14 protein-coding genes and 1 tRNA gene are annotated in these 19,795 nt (G+C 44.3%); 4 read left to right on the top strand and 11 right to left on the bottom strand.

Annotation, left to right across the window (positions count from 1 at the left end):
* Nucleotides 1–42: 42 nt before the first annotated feature.
* Nucleotides 43–4,563, bottom strand: a complete 4,521-nt coding sequence (locus M0L20_RS14810) for a DUF7619 domain-containing protein (RefSeq protein WP_248477715.1) — start codon at nt 4,561–4,563, stop codon at nt 43–45.
* A gap of 595 nt (nt 4,564–5,158) precedes the next feature.
* On the opposite strand from M0L20_RS14810, the gene M0L20_RS14815 reads away from it, so the two are divergent.
* Both M0L20_RS14815 and M0L20_RS14820 read left to right on the top strand, forming a co-directional pair.
* Nucleotides 5,159–5,425 carry a hypothetical protein gene (locus M0L20_RS14815; RefSeq protein ID WP_248477716.1) on the top strand — a complete coding sequence of 89 codons (267 nt, stop codon included), beginning with the start codon at nt 5,159–5,161 and terminating at the stop codon, nt 5,423–5,425.
* Nucleotides 5,426–5,806: 381 nt separating this feature from the next.
* On the top strand, nt 5,807–6,784 hold the full coding sequence (locus M0L20_RS14820) for a hypothetical protein (RefSeq protein ID WP_248477718.1): 978 nt from the start codon (nt 5,807–5,809) through the stop codon (nt 6,782–6,784).
* Nucleotides 6,785–7,556: 772 nt separating this feature from the next.
* Here M0L20_RS14820 and M0L20_RS14825 read toward each other — a convergent pair.
* The 10 genes from M0L20_RS14825 to M0L20_RS14870 all read right to left on the bottom strand — a co-directional run bounded on the left by M0L20_RS14825 (nt 7,557) and on the right by M0L20_RS14870 (nt 16,417).
* Entirely contained in the window at nt 7,557–8,102 is a 546-nt protein-coding gene (locus M0L20_RS14825) for a hypothetical protein (RefSeq protein ID WP_248477719.1), read from the bottom strand.
* Nucleotides 8,103–9,836: 1,734 nt separating this feature from the next.
* Nucleotides 9,837–9,992: a hypothetical protein gene (locus M0L20_RS14830; protein WP_248477720.1), complete on the bottom strand. Its 156-nt coding sequence runs from the start codon at nt 9,990–9,992 to the stop codon at nt 9,837–9,839.
* A 30-nt stretch (nt 9,993–10,022) separates the two neighbouring features.
* Entirely contained in the window at nt 10,023–10,325 is a 303-nt protein-coding gene (locus M0L20_RS14835) for a hypothetical protein (protein WP_248477721.1), read from the bottom strand.
* Nucleotides 10,326–10,361: 36 nt separating this feature from the next.
* Nucleotides 10,362–10,634, bottom strand: a complete 273-nt coding sequence (locus M0L20_RS14840; protein ID WP_248477722.1) for a hypothetical protein — start codon at nt 10,632–10,634, stop codon at nt 10,362–10,364.
* A 128-nt stretch (nt 10,635–10,762) separates the two neighbouring features.
* On the bottom strand, nt 10,763–12,160 hold the full coding sequence (locus M0L20_RS14845) for a replicative DNA helicase (RefSeq protein WP_248477723.1): 1,398 nt from the start codon (nt 12,158–12,160) through the stop codon (nt 10,763–10,765).
* Complete coding sequence (locus M0L20_RS14850; protein WP_248477724.1) at nt 12,157–12,984, bottom strand: LvrA C-terminal domain-related protein; 828 nt, start codon at nt 12,982–12,984, stop codon at nt 12,157–12,159. The genes M0L20_RS14845 and M0L20_RS14850 overlap by 4 nt, the downstream gene beginning before the upstream one ends.
* 72 nt (nt 12,985–13,056) lie before the next feature.
* Nucleotides 13,057–13,368, bottom strand: a complete 312-nt coding sequence (locus M0L20_RS14855; RefSeq protein WP_248477725.1) for a helix-turn-helix domain-containing protein — start codon at nt 13,366–13,368, stop codon at nt 13,057–13,059.
* A 96-nt stretch (nt 13,369–13,464) separates the two neighbouring features.
* Nucleotides 13,465–14,811: a hypothetical protein gene (locus M0L20_RS14860; RefSeq protein ID WP_248477726.1), complete on the bottom strand. Its 1,347-nt coding sequence runs from the start codon at nt 14,809–14,811 to the stop codon at nt 13,465–13,467.
* A gap of 44 nt (nt 14,812–14,855) precedes the next feature.
* A complete protein-coding gene (locus M0L20_RS14865) occupies nt 14,856–16,163 on the bottom strand; it encodes a site-specific integrase (protein WP_248477728.1) in 1,308 nt (435 codons plus the stop codon).
* A 181-nt stretch (nt 16,164–16,344) separates the two neighbouring features.
* Nucleotides 16,345–16,417 (bottom strand) — tRNA-Thr (locus M0L20_RS14870).
* Nucleotides 16,418–16,501: 84 nt separating this feature from the next.
* Here M0L20_RS14870 and M0L20_RS14875 point away from each other — a divergent pair.
* The gene (locus M0L20_RS14875; protein WP_232561681.1) at nt 16,502–18,445 is read left to right on the top strand and encodes an ABC-F family ATP-binding cassette domain-containing protein; all 1,944 of its coding nucleotides are present in this window, start codon (nt 16,502–16,504) and stop codon (nt 18,443–18,445) included.
* Nucleotides 18,446–18,867: 422 nt separating this feature from the next.
* A complete protein-coding gene (locus tag M0L20_RS14880) occupies nt 18,868–19,350 on the top strand; it encodes a response regulator (protein WP_232561682.1) in 483 nt (160 codons plus the stop codon).
* Nucleotides 19,351–19,795 lie beyond the last annotated feature (445 nt).

Here is a 19,795-nt window from a genome sequence, read left to right on the forward strand (position 1 = left end):
ATATAGGTTAATTAAACCTGTAACAAAGACAGTGATGAATTCTTACTTAGTGAGAACATTATCAGAGTCGATTACGATCCTAGTCCCATTAATCAAAATAGAACTGCCTTGCATAGAGAAATTTCCCAACAGATCCAGACTTCGACAAACGGCCTCCGGCATCGTTGAGTCAAGCTTGACTGTATGGGGCATCTGAATAACAACATCGTCCGACTCTGCCGGAATACAACCACAAGACCAGGTTGTCGGATCATTCCAGTTCCCTGAGCGTAAAGATTGGATTACGGCAGTATTAAGCCGGATCGTTGTTTCTGTGTCGAACGATAATGGAATGATCTCTTGGTTGTAAACACTATCGTAAGCGACCGAATAGAAGCGGTAGGTAGAATCAGCTTTACCAACGAATCGAAAGCTCGTATCCCTAGTAGCGGTTAGTAAAGCTTTATAGTTTCCTCCATTGACTGATACAAACACATCATAAAGATTAGGTCCAGATTCAACGTCTTTCCCATGCCAGCCAAGCGTAAGCGTTGTACTTCGGCTCGTAGTTGCCAATGGCTTCATACTACTTTCCGGCAAGCCTTTATCAATAGTGTTAGTCCAAACAGGAGTGGGAATAGGCGCATTATAATCGAAGTATATATGTGCGGTGTTACTTATTGATGTTTTATTCGGTAAGCTATCCTTAAGCCGAATACTAAATGCAAGGCCGCCTTCTCCTTTAGGTGGATTTTGATTAGGAGGTAAAAACCCCGCCAAAACATCTTCTGTTAACTCCATTGTTAGGGGGTCGAGCGCTGTATAGGTAGAGGTTAATATCCCTGTTGTGTCATTAAAACGAGCCTCCATCCGTAATACTAAGTTTTTTGCTGGCCGTAAATCCCAGTCTACCGAATATTGTTTCCGACCTGGAGGAGCGTAAAATGTAGTGTCTGCGATATTAAAAAATCCTAATTGATAAGTATTATAATCGTAAATAGCGCGGTCTAGAGTGTCTACAATTCGTATGATTTGTGCAGATGCAGTAGCACTAGCGTAGTTCTCAAAGCGGATTAAATAACTAAATGCTTCTTTCCCATTGACATATCTTTTAATCCCAGAACCTGGTAGACCAAGCTTATCGTTCGGATCACGAGAAAAAACAGGAGTTATTAAGCCGCTTGGACTGTGTTTTTTGGGGTTTGGAAAGAAATCGCTAGGTTTTTGTCCAAGATCATCATAAGCATCTTTACATGCTTGGGCCGCTTCAACCGCATCATGAACAACACCGGCTCCACCGGCAAACTCTAGTACTTTAGTCCATCTCCCTTGAGGAAGAACTTGAGCAAAATTATACAGCGCCTCACCACAGTGAAAAGCTGTTCCATATAAGCCCCTCATCAGATCACCAGCAAACTTTCTATCTTCTTTTATAAAAAGAAAAGGATCATATAAAGCCCTCATTCCTCCAACACCACAATCGTAAAGAGCTTGCGTGCCATCTCTCAAATTTTTCAAGCCAAATAATATGTCAGCCGCTACGAAAGCGGTTTTATATATGCACTCAACCAAACTCTTACGTATAGGAGAACCATATATCGGGATGCCGCCCCAACAGTGAATTTGGATGACATTATTGGTTTCAATTACTGCTCGGAATGGAAACTCAAAAACTTCGCGTGCTTTTATTTCAGGAATGAATATACAGTATAGTTTTCCGCCAAAGGGTTTCCCAAAAAGAGAATCTACTGGAAATGGCGATAGTGAGTCTAATTTACCTTCTCTATCTAAGATCGCGATTCCTGGGGTGAATTTTATTCCATTTGGGATAGCTAACCAGACAGGTATTCCATGCGCATCAATGTCGCCAGTATTGACTATTGTAATATTAAATTTTGTTGAGGCCCCAGGTCTAAAAGCAGCCGGAGCGTTCAACATTACCTGTATGTCAGCTGACTTAGATTTCTCAATAATGAAACCGTTATTTATCACATAACTTTCTCCTGACGGTGTCGTAACTTCAATATTCCATTGGCCAACTGTCTTTCCTCGAAGATCGAAAGTAACTTCAATTCGAAATGCTTCAGGGTATTTAGTTAATGAGTCTATGCCAACAATTGGTATCTGCCCGGTGCGCGTTAACTTTACTTTACTGCCTACGGCAAGACTATTCCCATAAAAATTCAATGTTACATCCCCGCCATTCCCCCCCGATTTTGGAAAATAATCCACAGTCTCAGCGAAAAAGCCTTTAGGGAAACTAACGCTCATTAATCTAGGGACAGGCAATACAGTACCGTAGTAATCATCATCAAAGTTTGATCCGTAGTAAAGTTTATTACCTACAAAAACCATATTAAATGGATTAGGAATATAATCCCGATTGTACCCATCCGAATTCTGTATGGTATATCTAGGCAGTAGCGGCCTGTTAGAAAACTTCTTGGAACCCTGGTCAAAGTAGCTTACATTATCCCTTGTATAAGGCTTGCAGTATTTCTCATTGATAAACACATACTTATCCTTGGCAATTATTTGGTCTGCTGCCTGACAAGTGGTGTAGGAGTAACTAGCCGTAACCATGCCGGTAGTCAAGCTAACCTTCCGGTACTCGCCAGGCGTGTCATAACCTCGATCTTGCCTTACGGTAAGCAGTTCACCACCTTGAATTAAGAAATCTTTAACTTCGTAATCATCTGGCGAAGTAGAAACCGTAGACTTCCAGTTTAGTAGATCCCCTGTGAATCGATTGATGATCGCCAAATTGCGACTTCCATTGGTAGCGGTAAATCGGCCACCTAGATAAATCCGATCTCCCTGCACAACCATCTTATTAACTTGACCTCCTGTATTACTTGAAAATACGGGCTCCCAAGGAAATACGCCACCCTCCTTTGTTATAGCCGCAAATCCATTAGTAACAGCGATACCGCGTATTTGTGGGAATTGGCCTTGTATATAGAGTCGATCAGCAGCTGGAATGATTTGTTTAATGATCGGGTAAAGCCCGCTTCCGGGTGAGTTCAGGTCGAATCGCTTAACCCGGAATCCAGTTCGGGCATCCAGGGCTTTCATGGTCATGTTATCCTGGTATATCCAGATCAGACTATCTCCATCTGCGGCAATCGCTCCAATTGATTGCAGATAGCCCTCCTGAAACAAATTAACGCGTGGCCTCCATCGCACAGTGTTAGTTAGAGGATTAACTGCCACCAGATTTGGTGCATAATTAAGTTTGAGCAGATTGAAGTCGCCAGCCATGCATACTCGATTACCCTGAAAACTCAACGCTTCTATGGTTCTGTAACTGCCAGTAGATTCACTCTCGCCTGACTCTCGTTCATTAAATGGCTTCCAGTTCGTAGCGTTAAACGTTGCTGTGTCAACTTGCACCACCGATCTTCGGACAGAAGTACCATCGGTTACACTACCGTACAAGTACAAGTGCTTACCTTGCAGGGATAGCCCTTTTATAGTGCCAACATATAGTTGACTCGTATCAATGGTGGACGCCTGAGCCGGATATGGATACTGCTTCATTGTTTGACCGTCAGACAGTCGTATCTTGACAATGTTGCTGTTGAACGATTCTCCTGCGAAGTAGTACCCCACCGATTGATCAATCGTCAACCCATAATTCATGTGGAAGTATCCGGTTAACTGCTTTCGCCAAATAATTGCGGACACCGTATCGGTAGCGATAAATTCTTTCCTCACCGTTGGGGAAGAGATTACTGTCATCACTAGCCTATTAGCCTTACCCTCAAGTGACGAGACTTCACAATTATTGCACTCAAGATCGGCGCTACTAAGGGGGTTCCAGTTTGTCAGTTGATGAGTATCCAGATTGTAAGCTAGTGTATAGCGAGTAGCAGGTTGCCCATTGACAACGTTCATCCGTCCAGCAACAAATAGCTGACGACCCATAACAGCCAGATAGCCTGTCACTACATCAAGTCGATGCCCACTTTGTGAATTCCACTCGACGGCTCCTGTTTGGGCATTCAAACCAAGAAGCTGACGCCGATATAAACTTCCACTCTGGTCCGCTAAGTCGCACCAGGCGTATAGACGAGATTTGTACAGCACCACTCGCTGTGTATTGATAATACGATAGGTACTTGTATTGGCATTGATCTTAAAAAGAGTATCAATCGAATTATCAGCATTCAGATGAGTAATGCAATCAAAAACGCGGGTTCGTCCAGTTGAGTCACTCCAGATTTGCTGAGGTCTTCTTGAAAAGCTACCGGTGGAGTATAGTTGCGAGTTACTAACGATATACCAACCCCCTTTTCCATCAGGTACAATTTCACGCCCTAACACATTGTTGGTTACGTTCAAGAACGGAAATCGTCCAGAAGGATTAGCTTCGATGTTGTCAACAATGGCAACATTCTTAGCAGGATAGCCTACATATCGAAAGCTACCAGCCATTATTAAGCCCAAGCTTGGACTATACTCCATTTTGGTTACAGGTCCATCCGTAACAAGTTTAGGCGCTATAAGAGTCTGAGCCGAGGCTGAGAAGCCAAGAGTAAAACACGCCAGAATAAGCCCGAAGCAGCGTAGAAGTTTTATCATGTAATGGATGTGGATAGATGATTAATCAGTTTTAAGTAATAGCAATCAGCGCTGATGCATTAGATATAAACTAGTGGTTCCTTGTGATACACAATTTGTAAATATTACCTATTTCTAAACATAATCCTTATAGCTAAATCTAGCCTAAGTACTATTAATACAGATAAAAGCGTTAACTCAACCTCGAATAAAGTAAAAACTTCAACATATGAAATATCAAGCTTCCCAACTAGCCAATATTCCCAACAGAAGCACTATTTTTTCATACCAAAGCATTCACATTCAGTATCGTGATCGTCTTGTTGCCGTAAACGGTTTGGGCAGTGTTGGTAAGTAGTGAGTAATTATGAGATTATATGAAATAGGCTAAAGCCGCGCAAAGGGGCAGGTATTCAATGCTGATATTCTCTCTTCAGTGTCGAACCGCATTGCTATACTAGCTGATCATTTCTGAACCGCTACTGTACAGCTACAAGGTAGAAAGTGGTTAGACAAAGGATGTAGCGGTATCGCTTTTTAGCGCTTTGATGCGTATTTTTAAGTCCGTTTGGTGATCATACACCATACGTACCTACCGTAACTTCTATAAACCTTCATGCTTATCTGTCAGCCTAAACAGGCTCAGCCTTGCTTTTTCTATCGGAGTAGCGCCGATCAACAGGCACTCAACACGTTTCTAGTCCACTGTGGCGGTTCACACGCTACATTCGAACCAACCGGCAAAGCGTTGTTTACCACCGATCGTAAAGGCCAGCACGTTTCTATCTTCGTGATGCCGGGTTCCTGGGTGCGCTGTTTGGACAAGGGGCAGTTTACCGCCGTTCCTGATAGGATCTTTCAGCAACAGTTCGAGTTGGTATAACCGGAGGAGTCTATGACTAGTCAAACTAATATGCAAAAATTGAAACACGGTACGGTTTGGTGTTATAATCCCAACCCAAAAGAAGGCTTAATAAAGGTCTGCTTTTACCGTATCCATGAGTCCAACTATAACCAGCTCGATTACACGCCCTGGCAACAAACTATGGTTAACAGTGACTCATGAACTCAACTAGTATTCTGAATGTGATACGTCGATTAGAGAGACGGTAATTTGTAACTTTTACTCAGACTAAACTGATTATGACGGGGTCTTGTCAACAAATGAGACGCCGAAGATGGTTTTCGGTTGAATGCAGTCTATTACTTATGCCGTTAGATGATTGACTGAAAAAATTGACGCTAGAAAAATACTGACTAATTTATGATGAACCATAACTCTTATATCAAAGACTCACTTGTCTTCTTTGAAATTGTCTCAAAAGGAATAAAGCACACCTTAAGCGACAGTGAAGTTGTTAATCTTACAATGCTTTTTGCTTTAGGACTTGAAAGAATCCTTAAAGGGATTCTGTATTCAGTTAATCCTATTTACATCTTGGTAGCTCCAGAATTCAAGAATTCTTTGCCTATCTTTTATAAATCTAAAATTATAGCAGATGCGGCCAGTATTAAGGAAATTGCAGATAACCCAAATGAAGATGTAATAACATTCAAAAATTCATTATTAAGAGCTCAAATAGTATCTAAGGTAACGTACGACAATAAGTCACTTCTCTTTACAATAGCAAATGCCAGAGATATAATTGCTCATCATGAACTTTCAAAGCTAAATTATGAAACATTAAAACTTCTCCTTCTTAGAGATTATTACCCATTAATGAAATCTTTCGCTGATGAACTAATTATAAAAAACAATTCTATTTTTCACGGTAAGCATATTCAGCTCGCAAAATATTCCAGCAAATTACAGGATACTATTGAAAAGCAGATAGAGTTAAGATTTGATGCAATTAGAGCGACATTCAAAATGCTGAAAAACAATCCTGGCTACATAAGTGATAAAGATTTCTTGACAAGAGAGTCGTTCAATAAAGGCAATAAGTTCATTACCGTTTGTCCATGTTGTGAAAATGAAGCACTAATTTACTCAAAGCCAATTTTTGAATTTAATCATTACACGAAAATAGACGTAAAAATTGGTTATGAGATTAAGAAGTTAAAGTGTTTTTATTGCAAACTCGAGATAGAAGATTATAAAGAATTAGATTATTTGGAAGTATCTATTCCGAAGCAAGATGAACAAGAACATCTGTGTGCGAGATGTGGAGAAGTAATTGACAATGATAGCGGCACTGGTTTATGCGCAGGTTGTGATGAATACTATGGAACAGAAAACTGAAAGACCTCGCGTACTCAATGCGCCCCATTGAGTACGCGAGGTCTTTCAGGCCAGATAAAGGTTGTGCAAAGGCGGTAAAAATTTTACGTCTTGCAACTATCTAATTCATCATCAATTCCTGTTGGCATAGGATACAAGTCTTAGCAATGGAAGTCAGAACTTCATCTAATTCTTAAACAATATAAAACAGAATATATATAATGAGGAGGTGCCTGAAAAAAGTTAGAAGATCAATCTTTCGACGACGCCCCACTCGAAGCACCCATTTACACGTCAGTTAAAAAACGAAGCCGATAAAATGCTTGTGCCCGACGTGCCAACGCTAACCACTTTCATACTGGGTCAAGAGTAGTTTCAATCTATGTAACCAAAATAAAGGTAGCTATCGCATATTTACGGAAGTACTACGGAAGTGATGCGGAAGTACTACGGAAGTCGTACGGAAGTGCTACGGAAGAGGTGCGGATAAATAAAACAATACAAACAATACAAACTAAGAAAACAAGTAAGCGTACTGTTGATTTTTCGTTTCCTGCTTTTGCTACCGATGATTTCAAAAACGACTTGGGCATTAATTATCAAACAGGCTTGAACTTCCGTAAATATGCGAAAGTGACACGCTCGGATTATCCCTTTGTCTTGATAAAGTCACGAATCACAGTAATAGATAGGCACAGAAGTGTAAAATTAGCCCCATCACGCGACGATCTGTAGCAAAACGCACTCCACTTCATCTTGATATGAAAAGCGTCTTAAATCGAACGTTTTACAATCAACTATACAAACGATCCGTCAGGCGTTGATAGCGTAACACCCGCTTTGTGGGCTTGCCCCGGTAATGCCGCTTCGCATAACGTCCGAAGGTCTCCTGATACAACTCAAAATCGTCCCCCCGTAATTGCCTACCCATTGTATTGTCCAGATCCCGATACCGCTTTGACCAAAGCTGCTTTTCGTAGTAGACATCGGCTAGCGCATAGCGGGAAACAAACCGACCATCGACCAAATACAACTTCCGGCAGTTCTTACCAGTGACGGGACAAACAAAGTAGAATACGGTTCCCTTGCCCAGGTTGCTGGGTGCAATCAGCAGATCAATGCGGTGCAACTTGCTTTCTCCTCGAAACGAGTAGCGCAGCATAACGCATTTTGCCTTCAGGCTGGCGGCAATGTCGATCGTGGCGACTCGTTCACCATGACGATTCCATCCAAGCTGATGCGTCTTACCGTCAATCAGACAGCCGGATTGCTTTACTGTTGCCGTACTGAGGTAAAGTAAGTCGTCGATCGTGGTGGGACATTGGCCAATGCGAGGCATAGTGAATAGAGTTTTCCGAGTGTTGAAACCTAAATTGTTAAGGAAGATGGGCAAAAACTCTTCCTTGTCAACCAACACCGCCAAATCAGTGACCGTTCAGAGCGTGCTAATTGCTCTCGACGATACTTCTTTTTATGGACTGAAAAAACTCTTCAATTGAGCAGAATCGCACGCGCACGATGTGATATCAAACAAATCATAGGCTTCTTACTACACGCCTTTTTTATGGACTCGCAAAACTCAACGTTGCTCGGATCGTGCGCAGGCGATATGATGTCAGAAAAATCATGAGCTTCTTACTACTCGCCTTTTTTATGGACACGGAAAACTCAGTGTTGTCCCGCTTCGTGCGCAGGCGATATGATGTCAGAAAAACCTTCATCGATAAGCAGTCTCCCTTTATGGGTAAGACAAGCTTACTTCATTGGTAACGGATCGGGCTTCGCGGGCGCGCGCACGAAAGGACCGTGCATTAATCATAGAAATGCTGGAAAAGGCGTTTTGGGCAGGTCTTTTTTATGGGCTGAAATAAACTTCATTTCGCTCTATTCGCCTATGCGTATTGACTGGCAGAAAACCTTCAGTTGGCTCGATTACACATATGCGTATTGATTCCCGAAAAATCATGGCGTTGTCGATACGCGTCTTTTTAGGGACTGACAAAACTCAATGTCGCTCGACTACACGTGTTCGAATTAACCCCTGACAGGTCTTCAGTTGGTTTATTCGTAGCGTTATCGTAATGCATCAGCATTGATTGGGCCCCATGCGCTTAGACTGACCCAAATAAACTTCATTTCGCTTTAAACTGGTTTTTCTTTTTTCGGCCTTGACTGGGGCCGAAAACTCTTTATTTGTCTCTAAACGCTGGTTTTGCCTGTCTTATACGCTGACTGAAAGAACTCAACGTTTGTTGGGCCCCGCCTTCGTAGACTGCTAAAAAACACATCATTTCTCAGAAAAGGTAGTTGGCTCTATACTGACACAAATAACTCAATGAATCAACATTAGGCCGAGCCTCGCACGGGCGCGCACGCGTGTAGCGGTGTGCAATAACTTAGTTTGTTGGAGTAGGCCGAACTATAGAGATCAAATAAACCTTCCGGGCATCAATGAGAACAGCGACTACCATTTCTGACAGAGAGAGCTATGATTGACACCTCTGCAATTGACCGTACACCAATCATCTAAATGGTTAATAGCGCCCTTTTTTATGGACTCCGGAAACTCAATGGTACTTTACTCGCATATCCATATTTGACCGTCGATAAATCATCAGATCGCTCTGTGTGCCTTTTTTATGGACTCGAAAAACTCAATGCAGCTACACTACACATGCGTGAATTGACTCCGAAAAAATCATGGGAAGGTTTCTGTGACAGTTATTGGCAACCTGTGACAGAAATGAAGCGGACCGGCCTAAAACTTCGATTGTTCGAGGTGCGCTGGCCTGTTAGCAAAAGTCATCGATTATGTAAGATGAAATCATTTATCCTCACTTTTTATCCTCACTTTCGACAAAAGACATAAAGTTAACTTACCTTCTTTTGTCGAAAGTGAGGATGGTAGACCAAAGCTTTGTTGTGCTATCGATCGCTCTATAATGTAGGCTTGTCTCGCGTGCGCGCGCGAAACGACCGTGCATTAATCATAGAAACAGCGCAAAAGGCGTTTTTAAGCGATTGGCCAGGTGAGCGTTTTTCACTGCATTCTCACTGCTTTCGAACTATCCTTCTAGTCAAGTAAGCGAAAAGGGAAACACTCACTTAGCTCAGGGGGCAGGTAGTCGTAAGAGGCTTTCTTTATGAACTCATCGTACAAACTCACTGAGTCAAGTACCCGAATGGCAGCAATTGATTTTCGGTACTCATCCGTCAGCAACTCGCGCATACAATAAAAGATGATACCGGTTTTATCGACTCAACCCTCACCGTCAGGCATACAGACATTCAGCTTGAACATACCGCTTACCATGCCATAGTGAGCGGGCGATAAAGACGCTTTAGACACTTCAATACAAAACGGTTCATCCTTCATTTTGTCGAGCATGTCATGTAATGCCTCCACTAACGAATCGTCGGGCAGTCTAACGTTCGAGCCTGGGCTTTCCACCGCTGCCCGTAGTTCATCAATGGTAAAGGAAATACCGCTTTCATGGGCGAAGCTCTCTTCTGACTGATTGATCATAGCGGCTAATTGATCGGAGGTTGATAGGTTAGTCATTCGCTGGGTTAGGCTTGATTGTAGGCCGGTTCTGCATCATAGTACGTGTGGTCGTTTCGTCCAAATAACAGCACCCATCCGCTTTTTATCGCGGCTCCAATAGATTTCAACCTCATTGACAACGACCGAGTGGGAGGTATCCAAAAACTTTTCTACCGCTGGACTGAAATGGACAAAGGTGTGCAGGATGATTCGGTCACCCACCCGAGGCACAAAGCCAAAATCGGAAATGCTCATCGGGTCGGGTTGATGCCACTTTAATTTTCCGTTTCTAACGTAAGGTTTCTCAATCATAATCACAATATCCATAAGCGTCTGTTTTTGGGCAGTTAGTTTACTGCCGTGAATAAATAGGATGATAAATCGTCGGGTAAAGTAATATCCCCTTCACTCGTGAATCGAGCAGGATAGAAAGGGCAAAGGGTATAATCTGGGAGCTAGAAGTGAGGCTTGTCTTCCTCTTCGCCGGAGAGAGCCGAAAAGCCGCCAAGTCGCATCGTCCCATACCGGCTAATTCGGTTGCAGGCGCCGTCGTAATCCAATAACCACGGGTCGTCTCGGTCAGTGGCCCGCGCTCCGCGAAGCTTCAAGGCGTGTAGCTCCATGGTATGTTCATCAACGATGCCGCCTTCGTATTGAAGTCCACATTTGGACGGGCGAAACAGAAACAAGACGGCGGTGGCATCTTGCTCGAGCTGACTGGTTTCTTTCAGATCCGACAGTTGAGGCCGTTTGTCAAAGTCCTTCCTCCGTTCCCAATCCCGACTCATTTGCGAAATAGCGACGATGACAATGCCGAGTTCTCGGGCCAGGTTTCTCAGGGACCGGCTGATGTTTGATACCCGTTCACGGGTATTCAAACTACGCGGGTCCTCCACCAGTTGAATGTAGTCAACGACGACCATCTTTACGTTCTGACGCCGTACCCATTCCCGAATGATGTATTGAAGTTCTAACGACTCAAGCGGCACATCATGAATATGCAAGGGCATATCGGCTAATACCTGGGTTCGGTTGTAGAGCTTGTTCAAGTCAATCGTAGTGGCTCGGTTTAGCTCCGAATTGGAGTAGTCCGATACGGCGGCAAAGAACCGGGCCATGTAGTCGGCACCACTCATTTCAATCGTCACGCAACCAACGGCGTTCTTTTCCACTAAACACTGATGACGAATCGCGTGGATCATAAAGCCCGTCTTACCCATGGCCGTACCTGCCGCCAGGATAATGTAGCTACCGGGCGGAAACCCACCCGTTCGCTCGTCGATTTCTTTTACGCCGAACGTAATCCCCTTCTTCTGGCCTGACTGCTTCTCAATGATGTCGTCATAGACTTCCTTCATGTAGTCGTTAGCCGTCTTCTTACGCATGGATGTCAGATTACCCATAATTGCGTCAGCGTCTTCGTTGAGCTTGCTGAGCAAGGCTACCGGATCGGAACCGGGATCAAGTGCGGATTTTCGTAAATCGGCACCGTACTGACTTAGGTAACGCTTAATGGAGAGCTGGAGCAATGATAAACAATGCGAGTCAATGATGTTCAGGTACCCTTTGTTGGATAGCTCCGTGAGGAAGTAATAATCAATGGCCTCATCCGCTTTTTGAGTGCGTAGGTGTCGATTGATAATCACTAAATCAATGGGCTCGCTTTGCAGATACAGGGTGGCAATGGCTTCGTAGACGAGCTGATGGAGTCGATTGTAGAATACAGCGGGCTTGCGAATGTATTTAAGCATAACACCGGCCATACTCGGTTCATTGAGCACTGAGCCCAGTACCGTGGCTTCAAGTTGCTCATCAACGTTGACGAGGTGATTAGGGATCAATTCGTATTTCATCGGACTTGGCCCGGTGCAGACGGACGTTTAGCGGTTGGCTGTTGTGATGTTGTTGTACCTGCGGACTTAGATAAATCAATCGGGTCTTTCCAGCACTCCCCGTTTAGGTAAGTGAGCGGATTCTTTCGGTACTCCGGATTCGGCGTTGACTTGACGTACAGCGGAACGTGTTCAAGGATTGCTAGTTGGTCAGCCCGACTTAGCCTATTGAACTTGGCTGCTGCTTTCTTGCGATCAAACTTTTTGCCGTACAGGTCATAGAACTGCTCAAAAAGATCGGGTTCACCAGATGCGTCAGCATCGGATATTGTTTTTTTAGTTTTATCTGTTTTATTAGTTTTAATTGTGTACAGTTGCTGTACAGTAGCTGTACAGTTGTTGTTCATTTCTGAACCGCTACTAGGGAGTTGCTGTACAGTTGCTGTACAGTGCCTGTTCAAAAATGAACCGCTAAGTTTGACCTTCGTTGAGCCAGTCCAGTTGTTCTTACCCGGCTTCATAATCTCAATGATGTCCCACTTAGCTAAATCAGCAATACAGGCCTTCAATGTCGAAGGTGAACCAATCAAGGCCATCTTCATAGTATAGTCACGAGGTAAGTCAACGACTTCCATTGACACCCGGTTACGTAGCTCACAGATCCAGGTGTACAGACTCAGGTGATGCGATTTGGCGTTGAGCTGCATCTCTTCGTTAGCAGTCAGTTCAGCATAAAACGCTTTGGTTAATTGGTATCCGCTACCGACTAACTTGGGGGAGGGCTGATTCATAGGAGCGGGAGAATGAACGTTGGTACTGAGTAGCCAGCAGTTCAGTAGAGTCATCGTAGAAGAACGGAGGTCCGTATACGAAGAACGAACCTCTACCTCTTCATCGATTGCCTACACGACTGGTTTTCATTCTGCCTTAAATCGGCGTTTTTCTTTGAGGGCGGCTAGCACTTCGGATCGGCGATAGCGAACGCGCCCATTAATCTTAAGTGGTACCAAAACAGCGGCCCGCTCGTCGGTGTCTTTGGCCCAATCGTGGAGGGTAGTCAGCGAAACTTGTAGGGCTTGGGCAGTTTGGCGACGAGTAAGCAGTTCGGGGAGTGTAGAGCCTTCGGGGACAGGTGGCGTGTAGTTTGCTAGTTCTGAGCGAACGGCACCCCTGATCAATTCATTTAGCTGATCAGGGGTCATCGAGATTTGTAAGACTGTACCGTACATGATTTGTTGGTGTTAGAGTACGGTACAAAGGTGCACCGACTGAACGGGGCAGAACTATCCAGCTACTATCCGGAGAGTAGATTTGATATGAGAAGGTTAAGTAAGCTGGTCTATATCAGGCAATTTCAATTTGGCGCGTTTATAGTCGGGTAAGGCATTACTGCCGGCAACATCTGCGTTCAACAGTTTTCTCCATCCTTCGGCACTTGGTTTGTGCTTTTTGAATTCGAACAGCTGTGAACAAATTCGACCCAACTCTGCATAGTTCAAGTCACCATTCGCTATTGGTGGATCAATGTATCCGGCTCGTATCAATTCAGAAATGATATAGCCAGCTACAGCCGGTTTGCAATTCCATACCAATTTGGCTTTAGAAGTTGCCGATGTAGATTCAACTGAACGGGCTGAAGTGATATGGGGGAATTGGGCTGGTCGCTCCTGAATGAACAACGAATTACTTACAGCACTACTTGTATCATTACATGCTCGATATAGCATTGAAACACACCCTGTAACACTCTTTATTAATCGACTAATCTCCTGATGCTGGTCGTTGTATTTCTTGTTAAAGTAGCTGCTCCACTTATCCTCATTTATCTTACTTCTAAGACTTTGAACGTCTGCAAACAAACTATCTAATTCCTTCAGGTAAGTGAATTCTGAGCCATCACGCTCAATTCGCCTAAGATTATTGACAGCCTCATTCTTTAGTAAATCTAGGTCGCTATCTTCTAGAAAATAGCTATCAAATTCCGCAGATAGAGAGGTTATGGCGCACTCAAACGATTCATCTGCATAGAATGTTTGTAAATGAAGGCTATCTAATTTTTCAGGAAGACGGTTAATATGTGCCGCAACTTCCTTATATAAATCCTGTACATCTCGTGAAAGGCCAATATTCGCTTGATAATTTACCGCTGATAATGCCGCTTCTACTTTCGCAGCGGGCTTTATATAAGCGTTCTCGTCTACATAATAGTGGGCGTATTCAGCTAATACTGACTCAAGTGTAGGATTATAATTGAAGGGATCAGCATCCCATGTTTCATGCTTAAAGAAAGACCGTATTTCTCCCAAATTATCAAATAAGGCTTCTGTATTGGCATCATCTCGTAAAGGCCAATTACCATAGAATTCTTCAAACTCAGCACCCTCTTCCCAGAACTCCCTAAAGTTGTCATTTAGCTTAATAACACATGCATTAATCCGATCTAGCTTGTCATGAGTTAAGTAAGCCTCTCTAAGCTCTGTTTTAAGGTTTTCAATCAACTCTTTGTTACGAAATAGTTGGAGTTGAGTTGATAAAGTCTGAGTCTTTTGTGTGTAATCTTCTAGTATCGATTCAAACTCCAACAGTCTAGGTTCTATGCCATGCATCACCTCCCGAATACCGTTAGTAGTGTTGACTAGCCATTGTTCTATTTCAAAAAGGGTTTTCAGCATTGGTCTGATTGGTTTGGTCAACGATAGCACTACTTCAAGAGTGGTTATTTGAAATGCTCATGTTCGAGCATCAGCAGTGCGTTTTGCTCCGATGAAATCTTGATATAGCGAAGAAACACCGCTTCCGAGCGATGGCCGGTAATCTTCATGATCGATACCGTAGGGACTTTAGCCAGAAATGCATTGGTAGCAAACGAACGGCGTGCTGTATGGGTTGTGACCATTTCGCATTTCTCAACGTATCTAGTTTCTTTCTTTCCGCCTTTGGTTCGACTGACTTCTACAGATTCAACTAGGCCCGCCAAACGACACAACTCTTTCAGATAATCATTCATTTTCTGATTAGTAATCGTTCGCGGGGGGATACCTTCATACTTGTTGAGGATAGAGAGTATTTTTGGGTTGAGAGGTATAGAAACCCGCTCCGACGTTTTAAGCGTTTTACGCGTCAAAATCCGGCCATTGTGAGTAATGTTCTCTGGCCGTAGCTCGGAAAAGTCAGAAAAGCGTAACCCCGTATAACAGCCAATCAAAAACAGGTCGCGTACTCTATCCAGGCGGGGGGTATTCGATAGATTCAGATTATATAGATTGGTTAGGTCATCATCTGTTAAATAGACGTTATCAACCTCTTCGACTAGCTTCTTAAAATCGCGATGCTGAAATATCATATTTATATGCATCCCGTCGTAATGGGACTGCTTCAGCATCACTTTCAAATCTTTTAACAACGTGCCGACATAGTTGAGCGTTAATCCTCTCCCAGTTAGCCACAATTTGAAGTTATTGTAATAATCAAGGCTAAAGGCAGTATAATCAACCGAGTTGCCTGTCTCGATCCGGTAGCGATCCAGAATACGTTTCAGCTTCATATAGCCAGCCAAGGTATAAGCGGCATAATGTACACTGCGGGCATTAAGTCGTTTCCCGGCCTGGGCTTCTTGAACAAAACGCTCTATGTAGGCCGTAAACGATTCAGCCTCTATAGCTATACTCTCTGGTGATTTAGCCTTTTTTGAGCGCCCTAATTCAGCTTCAAGATGTTGTTTGATCGTTTCATTATCAAGCGGAATTTGCGCCAATTGTAACGCGTTCAGTACTTTTTTAGTGGCGGAACGCCAGCGGTCAAGGTGAGCGTTGATTGTTTCAAAGGGTTCTCGAGCTGCCCGTCCCTTTTGGTTTGTATAGGCTCGCTGAGCTTTTGTATCCCATTGATAGGGTTCAATCGTTTGACCCGTCGAAATTTTAAACCGGGAATTGTCGAAACGAAAAACGAGATTTATCAGGGTTGGTCGTTCGGCGCGGATGTCCTTCAAAAGGAGCTTAATATCCTTATCGGATATAGTTTTCATGCTAACTTGGTTTGGTCACTACCAAGATACGAACTAGATCAATACAGGGGGACGGAATAGGGGACGGTTTTACTATACAATACTTTATTATAAAAGATAAGGTACAATAAACAGAAAAAGGCTAACCAGTTGATTTAGAGCTATTACGCTCGTAAACTGATTAGCCTTTATTCAAAAATAGAGCCTCCTACGGGATTCGAACCTGCGACCTACGCATTACGAATGCGTCGCTCTACCAGCTGAGCTAAGGAGGCTTTTTACTGCATTTGCGGGTGCAAATATAACAGAATGGAATTTAATAACGCAACTATCCGTTCTATTTTTGGTAAATTTGCGCTATGATTTCCATTACCAACCTATCGTACTACCTTGGTAGCCGGGCTCTTTATGAAAATGCCTCGCTCCACATCAAGCCTAACCAGAAAATCGGACTAATCGGTCTCAACGGCACGGGCAAATCGACTCTGCTGCGAATTATCAACGGGGAGTATCAGGCCGATGGCGGGACCATCTCCAAAGCAGGCGACGTAACGCTGGGCTTCCTCAACCAAGATTTGCTGTCGTACCAGACCGAAGACTCGATTCTGTCGGTAGCCATGCAGGCGTTTGAGCGGCAGAACAAGCTTCAAAAACAGATCGATGAAGTACTCCACGAAATGGAGACCGATTACAAAGACGAACTGGTGGATAAGCTGGGTAAGTTGCAGGAGGAGTTCGAAGCGCTCGATGGCTACTCGGTACAGTCGAGGGCAGAGGAAATTATGGAGGGGCTCGGCTTCTCGACGGAAGATCTGCAAAAGCCACTCCGGCAATTTTCGGGGGGCTGGCGGATGCGCGTGATGCTGGCGAAACTGCTGTTGCAAAAGCCGTCGCTGCTCATGCTTGACGAGCCAACCAACCACCTTGACCTACCCTCGATTCAATGGGTAGAAAAATACATTCAGACCTACGAAGGCGCTGTTATCGTTGTATCCCACGACCGTGAATTCCTCGACAACGTAATCGATGTGACGGTCGAAGTGGCCAACGCCAAGCTGAACTACTACGCGGGCAATTACTCGTTCTATCTGGAAGAGAAGGCGTTGCGTAACGAAATTCAGAAAGGTGCTTACGAGAATCAGCAGGCCAAAATCCGGCAGACCGAACGCTTTATCGAACGCTTCAAAGCGCAGGCAACAAAGGCCAAGCAGGCGCAAAGCCGGGTGAAGCAACTGGCCCGTATGGAACGAGTCGACGACGTGATTGACGAATCGGCGCGGGTAAACTTTAAATTCCAATTTTCGACCCAGCCGGGCCGCCATATCCTGCACCTGGACGATGTTACGAAAGCATATGGTCCGAAAAAGATTCTGACAAGAGCGGACATCCGGCTCGAACGGGGCGATAAGGTCGCTTTGATCGGTGCCAACGGGCGCGGTAAGTCGACACTGTTGCGCATCATTTCGGGCTCGGAGCCGGTCAACGAAGGGAATCGGCAACTAGGTCACAACGTATCATTCAGTTTCTACGCGCAGCACCAACTCGAATCACTGAGCGTGGAAGATACGTTGCTCGACGAACTGAAACACGCTAACCCGACCAAGAGCGAAGGCGAACTTCGGGGTGTCCTGGGTTGCTTTCTGTTCTCCAACGACGAAGTATTCAAGAAAATTAAAGTCCTGTCGGGGGGCGAAAAATCGCGGGTAGCGCTGGCAAAGGTACTGCTTTCACAGGCCAATTTCCTGCTGCTTGACGAGCCGACCAACCACCTGGATATGCAATCGGTAAACATCCTGATTCAGGCGTTGGAGCAGTACGAAGGCACGTATGTTGTCGTCTCGCACGACCGGTACTTCGTGTCGCAGATTGCCAACAAAATCTGGTACATCGAAGACGAACAGATTAAGGAATACCACGGTACCTACGATGAATACGAATGGTGGATGGAGGAGCGCAAAGCCGGTAAAGCCGAGGCACCACCCGCTCCGACAAAACCCGCTGCAACCAATGGTGCTGTCAACGGCAAGAAAAGTGGCTCCGACGACGAACGACGGGAGTGGCAGAAGACACTGAAAAAGCTGAATCAGCAGGCAGAAGAATCAGAAACGAAAATCGGCCAGCTGGAGGAGCGCAAGAAGCGGCTCGAAACTGAACTGGCCGATCCCGCTACCTACGGCGACGACAAGCTGATGCAGGCCAAAAACGACGAGTACAGCCGGGTGAAAGCGCAGATTAGCCAGCTTCAGGACGAGTGGGAAACCGCCATGCTCGAAGCTGAAGAGTGGGAAAAAAAGCTAGCTTAAAAACAGCCATATACTTTGCCAAAGAAGCCGGAAAAGGAAACTTTTTCGGCTTCTTTGTTTCTGTTACTGCCTAACCGGAAGATGATGAGATAAGTATCCTAACTATCTATAGAATGGCTCAAGCAGGCATTTCTTAATCGTGGCGATCCCTGCATCAGATCACTGGTTGTTACGAAGGTCATCTTGACGATTCGCAGTTTGGTAGAAGGTATACGAAGAATAACAACGGTGAATTGACTGAACGACAGCCGCAACAATCGCGCAGTGGCTATCGAGGTACATTGTGTCGTTACTACTATCTTTATATTTGCCGATTATTGGTTTAGTAAGGGCGGGCAAATCAATCCAACTTAGCATAAATAGCGTATGTATGCTGCATGGCATAAGCCAGAGCCGATCATCGATAAATTTAAAGTCTATACATGGGCAAAATTGCCACACCAATACGTCGAAAGTCAGTTCAGTTACCGATTCTGGTCGTTGAAGATAATATTGATCAGTGGACAATTATAAAGTCAGCCTTAGCACAATGTTTCCCAGAAGTTGAGCCAATCTGGCTGAGCGACGCCGATCAAACGTTGGAATACCTATCCAACACCTCCCCAAACAAATTACCGCTGCTAATCCTTCTCGAGTTGTGTCTGCCTGATCAGGAAAGCGGATTAGCATTATTGGAAGCTATCAAAGCCGACGCTATCTATCGGCAAGTCCCCGTTGTTATACTAAGTCGCTCCCAGGATCAGGATGTTGTATCCAGGTCATATGGCTTGGGCATAACGTCGTACATCGTCAAACCTACGGTTTATCAGGAATGGCTAACTCGATTTTACTCGTTTCGGCGCTACTGGTGGGAGTCAGTAACGTTGCCGCAGCGGCCTTCGAAGTTAAAACAGAACCGCTCTTAGTGATATTATCTGTAAAGCGCTCAATTAGGCGCTTTTTGCTTTTTGGAAGGTCTATCATACTCTTCTAGACAAAGTGAACAAAAAACGAGCTACTGACTAGCAACTCGTTTATACAACCTTCCTAACCCAGATTATAATTTTGTAACGGTAACATAAATAACAGAAGTAGGCATCAAATAAAAATAAGCGTAGACTATATTTACTGAAAGGGGGATATGTTATACTAAAGTTAGATCACTATCCGAATTGTCGCTATCGCTGATTTGCCACCATCTGTTTTTATCTTATAGGCTAGTCGTCATACAAAGGCTTGAATTTATAACGTAGGCGAACAGATAGCTATAGATCTGGTTCGCCAGCGCAGGATGTGCTGAAGATACTTCCTTTGCTGTAAATCCGTTGTTGTCGTTTCTGGTAACAATACACTATCATACCTGAGCGAGGT

Origin of the sequence: Spirosoma liriopis (assembly GCF_023196085.1) — a bacterium.
GTDB lineage: Bacteria > Bacteroidota > Bacteroidia > Cytophagales > Spirosomataceae > Spirosoma > Spirosoma oryzicola.